The following is a 12,713-nucleotide window of genomic DNA, read 5'->3' as shown; positions in this document are numbered from 1 at the left end:
TTCGGGTGAAGACGCTGACGTTGCTGCGGCACGCCAAATCCGGGTACGATGATCCGCTGCTGCGCGATTTCGACCGGCCGCTGAACGATCGCGGCCGCCAGGCGGCGACGGTCGTCGGCAAATGGCTGCGCAAGGCCCAGACCCGCGGCGACATGCCGGAATTCGACCATGTCGCTGCCTCGCCGGCCGTGCGCTGCAAGCAGACGATCGATGGCGTCGAGGTCGGGCTGCGCGGCCGACTGGCGCCGATCTACGAGACGCGCATCTACCTCGCCTCGTCCGCGACGCTGACCGAGCTCGTTGCCGGCTTTGCCGACCATCACCAGCATGCGCTGCTCGTCGGCCACAACCCGGGCCTCGAAGACCTGCTGCTGGAGCTGGTACCGCCCGGCGACCCGCTGCGCGCCGAAGCCGAATTGAAATACCCGACCGCGACGCTGGCCCGACTCGACCTGCATATCGACAATTGGGCCAAGGTCGACGGCGGCCGCGCCACGCTGACGCATTTCATCCGCCCGCGCGATCTCGATCCGTCGCTGGGCCCCGACGATTGATTAACCACGATTGTAGCTAAGTCGCGCGGCGCCACCGCCGTGATACGGGGTAGATGCAGTTTCGTCCGGGGGGCGAGCCACCGCCGCCGCGCACCCCTCGCGCGGCGGCGGTTTTCTGCTATTGGAGCGCCGTCGCGTTCCCGCGGCCGGGATCGTGTCTGCATGCCGAGGTGGTTGATTGCCGGATTTGTCGTCATGATCGCCAGTGCCGCCGGCGCCGCCCCGCCGGGTGCCCCCAAATCCGCCGCGCCGCTGCCGCCACCGGCGCCGCCGATCGTCATCGCCCATCGTGGCGCCAGTGCCGACCGGCCCGAACACACCCTCGCCGCCTATACAAGCGCCATCGAACAGGGTGCCGACTTCATCGAGCCCGACCTGGTGCCGACCCGCGACCACCAGCTCGTCGCCCGCCACGAGAACGAGATCTCCGGCACCACCGATGTCGCCGCCCATCCCGAATTCGCCGGCCGCAAGACGACCAAGACCATCGACGGCGCCAGCGTCACCGGCTGGTTCACCGAGGATTTCACCCTCGCCGAGTTGAAGACGCTGCGCGCGCGTGAACGCCTGCCGCAGCTGCGCGCCGCCAACGCCGGCTTCGACGGGCAGTTCGCCATCCCGACGCTCGACGAGATCGTCGCGCTGGCCAAGGCCGAAAGCGCCCGCACCGGCCGCACCATCGGCATCTACCCCGAAACCAAGCACCCGAGCTATTTCCGCGGGCTGAACCTGCCCCTCGAGCCGGTGCTGCTGGCGACGCTGGCCCGCACCGGCTGGACGACCGCGGCCAGCCCGGTGTTCATCCAGTCGTTCGAGGTCGGCAATCTGAAGGCGCTGCGCAGCCAGACCAAGGTGCGGCTGATCCAGCTGGTCGATGCCGGCACGTCGGCCGACGGCGCCAGCTATGATGCCATGGTGACCCCCGAAGGCCTGAAAGCCATCGCCGCCTACGCCGATGGCATCGGTCCCAATCGCGACCGCGTCATACCGCGCAGCGCCGCCGGCGACCTGGGTGCGCCGACGCCGCTCGTTGCCGACGCCCATGAAGCCGGGCTGCAGGTCCACCCCTGGACCTTCCGGCCGGAAAACTACTTCCTGGCCAAGGCCTTTCGTTCGGGCAGCAACCCGCAGGATCGCGGCGACGCCGCGGGCGAAATCCGCGTCTACCTCGAAACCGGCATCGACGGCGTGTTCAGCGACCTGCCGGCAGCGGCCGTGGCGGCCCTGTCACCGCCGCAATAGCCAAGGGCGCCCTCAGAAAGAGCGGTCACCCCGGCGAAGGCCGGGATGACGGACTTCATTTCTGGCCACGCAGGTTCAGGCGTCGGGCCAATCCGCCAGGAAGTTGATGTTCGCCATCGCGATCGGACGGCCACGGTCGAACTGCCAGGCGCGGCTGCTGACATTGATGATCCGACGTCCCAGCCGCGTCACTTCGGCGGCGGCGATGGTGTCGACCGGCGTGCCCTCGCGCATGAAATCGGCGGTCACCGTCACCGGGCGCAGGCGCGGCAGCTTGTCGGCGTCGGGCTGCGCCACGATCACCGCCGCCAGCCCGGCGATCTCCAGCAGGCCGGCGATGGCGCCGCCGTGCAGCCGCCCCGGCGCCCCCACCAGCCCGATGCTGAACGGCATGATCAGCCGGACCTCGCTGTCGTCCTGTTCATAGCGCAGGTCGAGCAGCCGGGCGTAGGGCAGCATGTCGAGCCGCCCATGCCGTTCGTCGCGCAACGCGCGGGCGAGCGCGGTGCTGGTCATGCCGGCACCTCCACAGCGCGGCTGATGATGAAGGTGCCCGCCATGTTGGCGATCGGCCGGTCGGGATCGCCGTCATGGGCGATGCCGCGGACAAAGGCGATCTGGCGCGTCAGCCGATAGCAGCTGGCGCGGCCGACCACAGTGGCACCCGTCGTCGGCCCTCGCAGATAGTCGATCCTGAGGTCGATAGTGGCGATCGGCGCGAACTCGCCCAGCGCCATGTGCACCGAAAAGCCCGCGGCCGAATCCATCAGCGTGAAGATCGCCCCCGATGCGATGATGCCATAGTCGGGGTCGGCGAGCTGCTGGTCGGCGAACGGCATGGCGAGTTCCGCCCAGTCCGGGCCATGGGTGCGATAGGCGATGCCGAGCGCCGCCAGATGCGGCACGCCCGACAGGAAATGCTGGACGAAACGCTGCTGGCGCTCTTCCGCCGTGCCCCGATCGGTCACGCCGCCTCGCGGGCGAGATCGCCGATGCGCGCGACCATCGACGCGAGACCCTGGGTACGATTGGACGACAGGTGCTTCGACAGGCCGAGGGCATCGAGCCTTGTCCGAATCTCGGTGGTGTCGATTTCCGCGGGCGCCCGGTCGTCGGCAAGCATCAGCACCAGCGCGACCAGCCCCTTGACGATGGCGGCGTCGCTGTCGGCGGCGAAATGCAGCCGGCCGGCGGCGTCGGCTTGCGGATGCAGCCAGACCTGGCTGGCGCAGCCCCGCACCCTTGTCGCCTCGGTCTTGAGCGCGGCGGGCATCTGCGGCAAGGCGCGACCGAGGTCGATCAACAGGCGGTAGCGGTCGTCCCAGTCGTCGAGGGCCTCGAATTCGGCCTCGACATCGTCGAAGGTGGCGATGGTCATGCGGGCGGTTTGCGACCCGCGACGCGGCGGGTCAAGTCAGAGCTCCACCCCTGCGGCGATGGCTTCGAGCTTGCGGATGCGTTCCTTCAGGTCGGCGAGGTCGATGCGCTGGCCAATGGCCGGCAGGTCGGCGGCGTGGCCGCGGCCCTGTTCGAGCTCATGGGTGCGCAGGCGCAGCCAGCCCGCCCAGGCCCAGGCCGAAAAGCCGGCGACAAGGCCGAGCCCGGCAAGGCTGGCGGTGCTGAGCACCAGGAGCGATTCGATGGGTGGCATGGTCTGATCCTCCCTGGGTTCGGGGTCACTGGTTCTTGAGAGCGTCGATCTCGTCCGACAGGCGCTTGGCCGGGTCGGTCGCCAGGCGTTCGAGCACCTGGATGCGATCGTTGAGGCGGGTGACTTCGGCGCGCAGCCGGGCGGCTTCGACGTCGTCGACCTGCTGGGCCTGCATTGCCTCCATGCGCCGGCCCTTCCGGCCACCGCCGCCGATGTTGACGCCGTACTTGGCGCTGGCAACGCGGCCGACCGTGACAATCGCGACGATCAGGACAACCATTTCAAACGGATTCATTGTAACTCTCGCAAGGCTTGAGGGGTGCGACCTTCAAGGATCCTAGTTGATCTGTTTGGGCGGCAGGCGGTCGATCTCGTCCGCCAGCCGGCTGCCGCGGTCGGTGGCGATGCGTTCCAGCACCTCCAGCCGGTCCTTGACGCTGCCGACCAGCGCCCTGAGCTCGGCATTCTCCTGCGCCAGCAGCTTGACGCGCTCCTGCGTCTCGCCACTGCTGGCCGGCAGCAGGGGCTTGCCCCAGCTGCTTTCGAGCGGATAGCCGTTCTTTACCTTGATCCAGGTCGTCATCACCCAGCCGATGGTGCCGATGAAGACGGCGCTGACGCCGATGGGGGCAAGTGCCTCGATGATGCTGGGGTCGAGTGGCATGGCGCTGTCCTCAATTCAGCTTGGCGGGGGCGCCGCGCAGGTTCTCGATTTCGAACGTCAGATCGTCTCGGCGATCGGTGACGATGCGGTTCAGCGTGGCGACATGGCTCTCCAGCCGTTCGATCTTGGCGGCATATTGCGCCGCCTGTTCGCCGGCGACGGTGGCGGCGAGATCGAGCTGCTTTTCCTTCAGCTTCATCCAGCGCTTGGCGACGCTCCCCAAGATGGCAGCAAACACGATCGCCAACACGACGAAGGGGAACAAGTCGGAAGCATCGACGAACATGATGGCTACTCCTTGGCCGCCGAGCGCAGCGTCGGAACGTCGCGCAGGCTCTCGATCTGCGCAGTCAGCCCTTCGTTGCGGTCGGTGACGATGCGATTGAGCACGGCGACATGTTCCTCCAGCCGTTCGATCTTGGCGGCATATTGCGCCGCCTGTTCGCCGGCGGTGCGGGCGGCGAGGTCCATCTGCTTTTCCTTCAGATCGGCCCAGCGCTTGAACATCTTGTTGCCGATGCCGCCGACAATGGCGACGATCGGGATCGAAACCCCCAGGATCGGGATGAGAAGGGCGAGTTCGCTCATGTCGGTGATTCCCCGTTGGCCGTGCGTCAGCGCAGCTTTTCAATCTCGGCCGACAGACGGTTCGGCGTGTCGGTGGCGATCCGCTCGAGAACCGCGGTGCGTTCCTCGATGCGGCCGATCTTGTCGCGCAGCATGGCGTTTTCGCGCTCGAGGATCGCGTTCTGCCGCTCCAGCTCGCCATCGGCCTGCTTGTGGGTTGTCCCGCCCCACTCGTTCTCGATCGGATAGCCGTGGCGGGCTCGGATGGCCGTGGTGATGACCCAGGCGATGAAACTCATCGCGATGATGGCGAGGACGAAAGCTGGCGAACCGAACGACATGATGTGTCTCCCCCGACCGGCGCGTTAGCGCAGCTGGTCGATTTCCTTGGCAAGGCTGCTGTTCGACGTCGTCACATAGGCCTCGATATCGCGCAGCCGGCGGTCGGCGTCGCGGAAGGCGGCGTTGACATCGCGGACGGTGCGCTGCGGCGAGACGCGGACACTCTTCCAGAATTGCCGGTCTTCCAGGCTCTCGTTGTAGAGCATCGAGGGCTTGGGATCGGCGATGAAGCCGATGGCGAGATAGACCAGCGGCAGGAAGCCGACGCCCATGATGGTCAGGGCGGCAAAGCCGACGCGGACCCAGGTGGCTTCCCAGCCGAAGTAATCGGCGATGCCCGAGCAGACCCCCATGAAGCGCTTGTTGCGCTTGTCGAGGTAGAAGCGGGTGCGGCGAACGCTCATGGTCGGTGTCCCTGTGCGACTTGTGTCAGGCGGGCTGGCTGTCGGCGACGAGGCCGATGACCAGATAGATGAGGATGGGCGAGCCGAAGCCGAGCAGGCTGGCGGCGACGAAGCCGACGCGGAGCCAGACGGTCTCGATCCCGAAATAGTTGGCGAGACCGGCGCAGACGCCCATGATCTTGCCGTTGGCCTTGTCGAGCCGGAAGGGAGAGTTCAGAGCCATCGTCTTGTCCTTTCTGCGCTTTTCAGCGCTGAAACTTGCTGATCTTGCCGGTGTCGTCGCTGGCCGACAGGTCGGTCAGGCGACCGTCCTTCCAGGTCGGGTCCTCGGCGGCGATGATCCGTTCGATCGAATTCAACCGGCCATCGAGGCGCCGTGCCATCTCGTGGAGATCGTCGAGCAGCATCTCGTCCTGCTGGCTGATGCCGCGACCCGATTTCCAGCGGGTCAGATAGTGGAGGATCATCCACGGCAGTCCGATGAACAGCATGCCGACGATGACGATGGGGAGGAGCACGTCTTCCATGACGATCAGCCTTCCGTCTTGCCGAGCCGCGCCTTCATCGCCGCCAGTTCGGCGGAGACTTCGTCGTCGGCGGTCAGGTCGGCGAACTCATCGGCGAGCGTGCGCGGCGGGCCACCGATCGACAGCGCATCGGCGCGGCCTTCGGCCAGATCGGCGCGGCGCTCCAGGATCTCGAAGCGGGCGAACGCCTCGTCGACCCGCGGGCCCTTGGTCATCTCGATCAGCTTCGACCGGTTGGTCGCCGATTCGATGCGGTTGAGGATGACATTCTGGCGGGTGCGCGCTTCACGCAGCTTGCCCTCCAGCTTGTGGATGTCGGCCTCGTTGAGCGCCAGGCCCTGGTCGAGCGCGGCGCATTCGCCCTGCATCTGGTCGACAAAGCTCTTGGCCTTGCCCTTTTCGACGAGCGCGGCCTTGGCCAGGTCCTCGCGGCCCTTGCTCAGCGCCAGCTCGGCCTTTTCGGCCCAGCTCGCCTGTGCCGCTTCGGCACGGACGATGGCGCGGCGCATCTCCTTCTGATCGGCGATGGTGCGGGCCGCGGAAGCGCGAACCTCGACCAGCGTTTCCTCCATCTCCATGATGATCATGCGGATCATCTTGGCCGGGTCTTCGGCCCGATCGAGAAGGTCGGTAACGTTGGCGGCGATGATATCGCGGGTTCGCGAGAAAATGCCCATGATCGAAAGCTCCAGTTCTAGTGCAAGAGGTGGGCCGGCGGGGAGGGCGGGGAGAGGGGGCATCCCCGGCCGTGGCCCGCCGGCCATCGTCAGCGCGTTACGCAACGCCGACGATATCCGAATTGGCGGCAACCTGCACGCCCGTCGTGATGGCGGGGGCGGTTGCGGCCAGGAGGAAGGTGCTGCCCATCAGGACCGCGGCGACGACGCCAACCAGGTTGCGGAAGGCGGCGGTGGTGTTGGACAGATTGATCATCGAAGTCTCCTGTGGGTTCAAGGTCTGTGGCGCCCGGCGGTTCGTCCGGTTGCTCATGCCAAGAGCTTTGCATGAGCCGTGCCAAGTGGCATTGATCTTGTAACTTGCTGATATTATTGAAATCGCACGGACCTCAAACGATTTTTCAGTGTGAACGCTTGCTGAATGTTGGGAATTTGCACTAACTTGCAGTCATGGCCAAACCAGCCCCGCTGATCGGATCGTCGTCGATCTTTCTCGATGCGGTCGAACGCGCCTCGGCGGCGGCCCCGCTGAACCGTCCGGTCCTGGTCATCGGGGAGCGCGGTACCGGCAAGGAGCTGATCGCCGAACGCCTGCATCGCTTGTCCCCGCGCTGGGGCGGACCGCTGGTTTCACTGAATTGCGCGGCACTTCCCGAGAACCTGATCGACGCCGAACTGTTCGGTTACGAGGCCGGCGCCTTCACCGGCGCCCAGCGCGCCCGCGCCGGGCGATTCGAGGATGCCGATGGCGGCACGCTGTTCCTCGACGAGATCGCCACCCTGTCGCCGGCGGCACAGGAACGCCTGCTGCGCGTCGTCGAATATGGCGAATTGACCCGCATCGGTTCCAACCGCGCCATCGCCGTCGATGTCCGGCTGGTCGGCGCCACCAACGAGGACCTGCCGGCGCTGGTCGATCGCGGTCGGTTTCGCGCCGATCTTCTCGACCGCCTGAGCTTCGAGGTCGTCACCCTGCCGCCGTTGCGGGAACGCGCGGAGGATATCGAGGTCCTGGCGCTGCATTTCGCGCGGCGCATGGCGGCCGAGCTCGGCTGGTCGGGCTTTCCGGGCTTCACGGCCAAGGCCACGGCCTGCCTCAACGAGCATCCCTGGCCGGGCAACGTCCGCGAACTGAAGAACGTCGTCGAACGCTCCCTCTATCGCTGGGGCGATGCCGAAACGCCGGTCGGCCGCATCATCGTCGACCCGTTCGAAAGCCCGTGGCGGCCGCTGGCACTGCCCGGCATCTCCGCCGCCCCCAGCCGCCAGCCGATCGACCCGCGCGGCGAAACCGCCGCCCAGCCGCCCCCGACACTGCAGAGCGTGTCGGATTTCCGCGCCGCGGTGCATGCCTATGAACGCGAGATCCTGGTCGCCGCGCTCGAACGCTGCCGCCACAACCAGCGCCGCACCGCCGCCGCGTTGGCGCTGAGCTATGACCAGCTGCGCCACGCCATGAAGCGCCACGAACTGCTGACGGCGGAGCCCAACGGTTAGGTCGCGCCTAATCCTCGAACTTCACCCCGTGCTTCATCAGCAGCGGCAGCTGCGTCAGGATGAAGGCCATGGTGATGAAGATCGAAGCCGCCTTGAACCAGGTCCACTGGTCGAAGGTCAGCACCTGCCGCAGCACCTCGTTGGCGACCATCATGCCGAGGAAAAACAGCGCCCAGTTGCGGTTGAACTTCATCCAGCCGGCGGCGTCCAGCGTCGGAAACGCATCGCCGAACACCAGCTTCAGATAGGGCTGCTTGCGGATCATGCCGACCAGCAGGATCAGCGCGAACACGCCATAGGTGATTGAAAACTTGATCTGCAGGAACTTCACGTCGCGCAACCACAGCGTGATGCCGCCGAGAATCAGCGCGATGACACCCGAAAAGATCAGCACCGGCGGGATATGCCGCGTTTTCACCCAGGACACCGACATCGCCACCGCCATCGCCACCATGAAGGCCAGCGTCGCGGCAAAGGGCCCGCCCAGCTTGTTGGCGACCAGCAGCACCACCAGGGGACCATAGTCGATCGCCAGTTTGAGGCCGGTCGGCAGGGCGGGACGCTGGGGCGCGGGACGGGGGGCGGCTTCGGTCATCGCGCTTCCCATAGGGCGATTCGGAGACAAGCGAAACCGCCCGGTCATCCCGGCACAGGCCGGGACCCATGAACCACCAACGATGCCGCACGAGAGCCGCCGGCGGGATGACAATCGAGACGGCCGCAGCTAGCGTGCCGCCGTGCCACCCGAACCCCTGATCGTTGCCGACCTGGCGTGCCGCCGCGGCGACCGGCTGCTGTTCGAGGGGCTGTCGTTTCGCGTCGAACCCGGCACTGCACTGCACCTCGAAGGCCCCAACGGCAGCGGCAAGTCGAGCCTGTTGCGCCTCCTCGCCGGCCTGCTGGCACCCGCCGCCGGGAGCATCACCGGCGGCGGCAGTCGTGGTTTCCTGGGGCACGACGTCGCGCTGAAACCTCGCATGACGCTCGGCGAGGAACTGGCGCACTGGGCCCGGATCGACGACGGCCGCCAGCGATTGCCCGGCGCCATGGCGGCGATGAACGTCGCGGCGCTGATTGAGGTGCCCTGCAAGCACTTGTCGTCCGGCCAGCGCCGCCGGGCCGGCCTGGCCCGAGTGCTGGCCAGCGGCGCCGACCTCTGGCTGCTCGACGAACCGACGGCCGGGCTCGACACGGCGTCGGCGGCGCTGCTGGCGTCGGCCATGGTCGCGCACCGCGCCACCGGCGGCATGATCGTCGCGGCGGTGCACGGCGACATCGGCCTCGATACCCCGCAGCGTCTGCAGCTCGGCTGATGTTCCTGACCCTCGTCCGCCGCGACCTGACGCTCATCGCCCGCTCCCCGGCGCTGTGGATGCCGGTGATGTTCTTCGTCCTCGTCGCCGCGCTGTTCCCCTTTGCCGTCGGCCCCGATGCCCGTCTGCTCGGGCGGATCGCACCGGGCGTCGTCTGGGTCGCGGCGCTGCTTGCGGCGCTGTTGCCCGTCGAAACGCTGGTCGCACCCGATCTCGATGACGGCACGCTCGACCAGCTGGCGTCGCGCGGCATCGCCATGGAACTCGTCGCCGCCGCCCGTATCGTCGCGCACTGGCTGGGCTTTGCGCTGCCGCTGCTCGCCGCGCTGCCCATCGCCGCCATCCTCGTCGGCATGGACAGCACCACGGCCAAGCAGCTGGCGCTGGCGCTGCTGCTCGGCACGCCGGCGCTGGCGGCGCTGGCGGTGGTCGCCGCCGCCCTGACCGCGGGGCTGCGCGGCGGCGGTGCGCTGGCCGGGCTGATCATCCTGCCGCTGGCGCTGCCGATCCTGATCTTCGGCGTCGCCGCCGCAGCGCCGGGCGCCTTGAAGCTGCTCGCCGCCGCCAGCCTCGTCTCGATTGCCGTCGCGCCTTTCGCCGCTGCCGCCGCCATGCGCCAGGACTGACCAGCCCAGCTTATGCCGGCATCCGCCGACAGCGGGTTTCGCGCCGGCCGCTTACCGCCTAAAGCCCCGCCCATGGCCACCACCGTCCTCGACCCGCCCGCCGCGGCGCCGGCGCTGCCGCACCGGCTGGCCTTTCCCGCCATGGTGCTGGGCAGCGCCGCGCTGGCCTTCGGCCCCTGGCTGGTCCGCCTGGCCGATGTCGCGCCGGTATCGTCGGCGTTCTGGCGGCTCGGCCTTGCCATCCTGCCGCTGGCGCTGCTGGCGCGCTTCATCGGCAAGCCGATGGCCGTCGGCACCGTCGATCGCCGTGTGCTGCTGCTCGCGGCTGTCGCCGGGCTGTTCTTCGCCGCCGATGTCGCGCTGTGGCACTATGGCATCGTTCGCACGACCCTCGCCAATGCCGCCTTGCTGTCGAATGCCGCCAGTTTCCTGCTGCCGATCTGGGGCTTCGTCGTGCTCGGCCACCGGCCCGGTCGCAAGGCGCTGTTCGCCATCGGGTTCGCGCTGGCCGGAACGCTCCTGCTGGTCGGACGCAGTGCCGAGCTGTCGCCGCAGCATCTGGCCGGCGACCTTTTCTGCCTTGGCGCGGCGCTGCTCTACACCGGCTATCTGATCGTCATCGACCGGCTGCGCGGCACCGTCGCGGTGTTTCCGCTGCTGGGGATGGCGACGGCCTTTGGCGCGGTGGGCCTGCTGCCGGTCGCGCTGCTGCTCAGCGACGGTGCCTTCTGGCCGCACGACTGGACGCCGCTGCTGCTGCTGGCGCTCGGCAGCCAGGTTATCGGCCAAGGGCTTGTCGTATTCGCCGTTGGGCATCTGAAGCCGCTCGTCGTCGGATTGACGCTGCTGGTGCAGCCCGCCGTCGCGACCGCCATCGGTGCGCTGCGCTTCGGCGAAGTCCCTGGCCCGGTCGAGCTCGGCGGCGCCGCGCTGGTGGTCGTGGCGCTGGTCCTCGTCCGCCTGCCCGAGCGCCGCTAGGCGGCCACCCGCTCCCGCGCTGCCGCCAGGATCATGTCGCTGGCCTTCTCCGCGATCATCACCGTTGCGGCATTGGTATTGCCGCTGACGAGGCGCGGCATGACCGACGCATCGACGACGCGCAGGCCGTCGACGCCGCGCACCCGCAGCTGCGGGTCGACGACGCTCATCGGATCATCGGCGCGGCCCATCTGGGCGGTGCCAACGGGGTGGTACAGCGTCGAGCCGCGCTCCTGCGCATAGGCGAGCAGCGCGGCGTCGCTTTCCACCGCCACGCCCGGCCAGGTTTCCGCCGCCATCCACTGGCTGAGCGCCGGTTGCGACGCCAGCTTGCGGGCCCAGCGCAGCCCCGCGACGATGGTCGCCTGATCGACGGGGTCCGACAGATAGTTCGGCCGGATCGACGGACGATCGAGCGGTGCCGCCGTCTTGATGTGGATCGTACCCCGGCTCTCAGGGCGCAGCTGGCACGGCGCGATCGTCAGGCCGGGATGCTTTTCCATGACCATCTGGCCCTGGTTCACATACGCCTCGACGTCCATCGATCCCGGAAGGATGTGATACTGGACATCGGGACCCGACAACCCCGGCCGGGTGCGGACATAGGCCTGGATATGCGCCGCCGACAGCGTCAACAGCCCTTTGCGCTGGGTCGCATAGCGCGCGACCTCGCGCACCAGCCGCCAGCCGCGGCTCAGCTCGTTGACCGAGATGCAATCCTTCAGCTTGAACGCCGTGCTGACCATGTAATGGTCCTGCAAATTGGTGCCGACACCCTTCAGCGCCTGCACCACCGGCACGCCCGCCGCCGCCAGCACCTCGGGGTCGCCGATGCCCGACAGCTCGAGCAGTTGCGGGGAATTGACCGCGCCGCCCGACAGGATGACCTCGCGCCGCGCCCTGGCCTCGATGCTGCGGCCGTTCTGGGAATAGCGCACCCCCGTCACCCGCTTGCCGTCGAAGGTCACCCGTTCGGCCTGGGCATGGATCTGCAGCGTCAGGTTCTTGCGGGCCAGTGCAGGCCGCAGATAGGCCATCGCCAGCGACCAGCGGCGGCCGTTCTTCACCGTCATCTGGAAATAGCTGATGCCGTCCTGCGCCTCGCCGTTGACGTCGTTGTTGTAGGGGATGCCGGCCTCGACACCCGCCTTGATGACGGCATCGGAAATCGGATGGCTGTCGCGCGGGTCGGACACGTTCAGAGGGCCGTCGCCGCCGTGCCATTCGTCCTTGCCCAGCCGTTCATTGCCCTCGGCCCGGCGGAAATACGGCAGCACGTCGCTGTGGCTCCAGCCTGTGCAACCCAGTTGCGCCCATTGGTCGAAATCCGCCGCCTGGCCGCGCACGTACAGCAGACCGTTGATCGACGATGATCCGCCCAGCACCTTGCCGCGCGGCCAGACATGCGGGCGATTGCCCGATGTCGGGTCGACCTCGGTTTCGTACAGCCAGTTGACCTTGGGATCCTTCAGCGTCGTCGCATAGCCGATGGGAATATGGATCATCGGGTTGGTGTCCTTGCCGCCCGCCTCGAGCAGCAACACCGTCGCGGTACCGTCGGCGGTCAACCGGTTGGCAAGGACACAGCCGGCGCTGCCGGCGCCGACGACGATATAGTCGAATTCCTGCATGGCGATGTCCCCGTCGCCTTGTCGGCGATCGCGGGCAGCA

The 12,713-nt window shown here is 67.7% G+C and carries 22 protein-coding genes; 6 read left to right on the top strand and 16 right to left on the bottom strand.

From position 1 onward, the window contains the following. The first annotated feature begins 5 nt into the window (after positions 1 to 5). A complete protein-coding gene (locus ACP7AI_RS10810) occupies positions 6 to 554 on the top strand; it encodes a SixA phosphatase family protein (protein ID WP_426167190.1) in 549 nt (182 codons plus the stop codon). A gap of 195 nt (positions 555 to 749) precedes the next feature. Continuing rightward, positions 750 to 1,796 (top strand): glycerophosphodiester phosphodiesterase, encoded by a 1,047-nt coding sequence (locus tag ACP7AI_RS10805; RefSeq protein WP_426167188.1) that lies wholly within the window; start codon positions 750 to 752, stop codon positions 1,794 to 1,796. 75 nt (positions 1,797 to 1,871) lie between these two features. Here the strand turns inward: ACP7AI_RS10805 and ACP7AI_RS10800 are convergent, their stop codons facing one another. The 14 genes from ACP7AI_RS10800 to ACP7AI_RS10735 all read right to left on the bottom strand — a co-directional run bounded on the left by ACP7AI_RS10800 (position 1,872) and on the right by ACP7AI_RS10735 (position 6,884). Beyond that, positions 1,872 to 2,312, bottom strand: a complete 441-nt coding sequence (locus ACP7AI_RS10800; protein WP_426167186.1) for a PaaI family thioesterase — start codon at positions 2,310 to 2,312, stop codon at positions 1,872 to 1,874. Next, positions 2,309 to 2,764, bottom strand: a complete 456-nt coding sequence (locus tag ACP7AI_RS10795; protein WP_426167184.1) for a PaaI family thioesterase — start codon at positions 2,762 to 2,764, stop codon at positions 2,309 to 2,311. The genes ACP7AI_RS10800 and ACP7AI_RS10795 overlap by 4 nt, the downstream gene beginning before the upstream one ends. Continuing rightward, positions 2,761 to 3,174, bottom strand: coding sequence for a SufE family protein (locus tag ACP7AI_RS10790; RefSeq protein WP_426167182.1), 414 nt, complete (start codon positions 3,172 to 3,174; stop codon positions 2,761 to 2,763). The genes ACP7AI_RS10795 and ACP7AI_RS10790 overlap by 4 nt, the downstream gene beginning before the upstream one ends. A 36-nt stretch (positions 3,175 to 3,210) precedes the next feature. Next, entirely contained in the window at positions 3,211 to 3,447 is a 237-nt protein-coding gene (locus ACP7AI_RS10785) for a hypothetical protein (protein ID WP_426167180.1), read from the bottom strand. Between the two features lie 25 nt (positions 3,448 to 3,472). Then, a complete protein-coding gene (locus ACP7AI_RS10780) occupies positions 3,473 to 3,742 on the bottom strand; it encodes a hypothetical protein (RefSeq protein WP_426167178.1) in 270 nt (89 codons plus the stop codon). Positions 3,743 to 3,784: 42 nt separating this feature from the next. Further along, positions 3,785 to 4,111: a hypothetical protein gene (locus tag ACP7AI_RS10775; RefSeq protein ID WP_426167176.1), complete on the bottom strand. Its 327-nt coding sequence runs from the start codon at positions 4,109 to 4,111 to the stop codon at positions 3,785 to 3,787. A 10-nt stretch (positions 4,112 to 4,121) separates the two neighbouring features. Next, positions 4,122 to 4,397: a hypothetical protein gene (locus ACP7AI_RS10770; RefSeq protein ID WP_426167174.1), complete on the bottom strand. Its 276-nt coding sequence runs from the start codon at positions 4,395 to 4,397 to the stop codon at positions 4,122 to 4,124. A gap of 5 nt (positions 4,398 to 4,402) precedes the next feature. Beyond that, positions 4,403 to 4,699, bottom strand: a complete 297-nt coding sequence (locus tag ACP7AI_RS10765) for a hypothetical protein (protein ID WP_426167172.1) — start codon at positions 4,697 to 4,699, stop codon at positions 4,403 to 4,405. A gap of 26 nt (positions 4,700 to 4,725) precedes the next feature. After that, positions 4,726 to 5,019, bottom strand: coding sequence for a hypothetical protein (locus ACP7AI_RS10760; RefSeq protein ID WP_426167170.1), 294 nt, complete (start codon positions 5,017 to 5,019; stop codon positions 4,726 to 4,728). 24 nt (positions 5,020 to 5,043) lie between these two features. Continuing rightward, positions 5,044 to 5,424: an envelope stress response membrane protein PspC gene (pspC, locus tag ACP7AI_RS10755; RefSeq protein ID WP_426167169.1), complete on the bottom strand. Its 381-nt coding sequence runs from the start codon at positions 5,422 to 5,424 to the stop codon at positions 5,044 to 5,046. Between the two features lie 25 nt (positions 5,425 to 5,449). Next, positions 5,450 to 5,647: a PspC domain-containing protein gene (locus ACP7AI_RS10750; protein WP_426167167.1), complete on the bottom strand. Its 198-nt coding sequence runs from the start codon at positions 5,645 to 5,647 to the stop codon at positions 5,450 to 5,452. A gap of 22 nt (positions 5,648 to 5,669) precedes the next feature. Next, entirely contained in the window at positions 5,670 to 5,951 is a 282-nt protein-coding gene (gene pspB, locus ACP7AI_RS10745; protein WP_426167165.1) for an envelope stress response membrane protein PspB, read from the bottom strand. A gap of 5 nt (positions 5,952 to 5,956) precedes the next feature. Then, positions 5,957 to 6,628 (bottom strand): phage shock protein PspA, encoded by a 672-nt coding sequence (gene pspA, locus ACP7AI_RS10740; RefSeq protein WP_426167163.1) that lies wholly within the window; start codon positions 6,626 to 6,628, stop codon positions 5,957 to 5,959. A 97-nt stretch (positions 6,629 to 6,725) separates the two neighbouring features. Next, a complete protein-coding gene (locus tag ACP7AI_RS10735; RefSeq protein WP_426167161.1) occupies positions 6,726 to 6,884 on the bottom strand; it encodes a hypothetical protein in 159 nt (52 codons plus the stop codon). 194 nt (positions 6,885 to 7,078) lie between these two features. Between ACP7AI_RS10735 and pspF the strand changes: the two genes are divergently transcribed. Continuing rightward, positions 7,079 to 8,125, top strand: coding sequence for a phage shock protein operon transcriptional activator (gene pspF, locus ACP7AI_RS10730; protein WP_426167159.1), 1,047 nt, complete (start codon positions 7,079 to 7,081; stop codon positions 8,123 to 8,125). Between the two features lie 7 nt (positions 8,126 to 8,132). Here the strand turns inward: pspF and ACP7AI_RS10725 are convergent, their stop codons facing one another. Then, positions 8,133 to 8,720, bottom strand: a complete 588-nt coding sequence (locus ACP7AI_RS10725; protein ID WP_426167157.1) for an inner membrane-spanning protein YciB — start codon at positions 8,718 to 8,720, stop codon at positions 8,133 to 8,135. A gap of 142 nt (positions 8,721 to 8,862) precedes the next feature. On the opposite strand from ACP7AI_RS10725, the gene ccmA reads away from it, so the two are divergent. The 3 genes from ccmA to ACP7AI_RS10710 all read left to right on the top strand — a co-directional run bounded on the left by ccmA (position 8,863) and on the right by ACP7AI_RS10710 (position 11,042). Beyond that, entirely contained in the window at positions 8,863 to 9,438 is a 576-nt protein-coding gene (ccmA, locus tag ACP7AI_RS10720; RefSeq protein ID WP_426167155.1) for a heme ABC exporter ATP-binding protein CcmA, read from the top strand. Next, entirely contained in the window at positions 9,438 to 10,064 is a 627-nt protein-coding gene (gene ccmB / locus ACP7AI_RS10715; RefSeq protein ID WP_426167153.1) for a heme exporter protein CcmB, read from the top strand. The genes ccmA and ccmB overlap by 1 nt, the downstream gene beginning before the upstream one ends. A 72-nt stretch (positions 10,065 to 10,136) precedes the next feature. Continuing rightward, positions 10,137 to 11,042 (top strand): DMT family transporter, encoded by a 906-nt coding sequence (locus ACP7AI_RS10710; protein ID WP_426167151.1) that lies wholly within the window; start codon positions 10,137 to 10,139, stop codon positions 11,040 to 11,042. Here the strand turns inward: ACP7AI_RS10710 and ACP7AI_RS10705 are convergent. Then, positions 11,039 to 12,673: a GMC family oxidoreductase gene (locus tag ACP7AI_RS10705; protein WP_426167149.1), complete on the bottom strand. Its 1,635-nt coding sequence runs from the start codon at positions 12,671 to 12,673 to the stop codon at positions 11,039 to 11,041. The genes ACP7AI_RS10710 and ACP7AI_RS10705 overlap by 4 nt on opposite strands. Positions 12,674 to 12,713 lie beyond the last annotated feature (40 nt).

Source organism: Sandarakinorhabdus sp. DWP1-3-1, assembly GCF_049896705.1.
Classification (GTDB): Bacteria; Pseudomonadota; Alphaproteobacteria; order Sphingomonadales; family Sphingomonadaceae; genus Sandarakinorhabdus.
The sequence above is the reverse complement of the archived record's forward strand: the minus strand, read 5'-3'. Positions and strand labels throughout refer to the sequence as shown.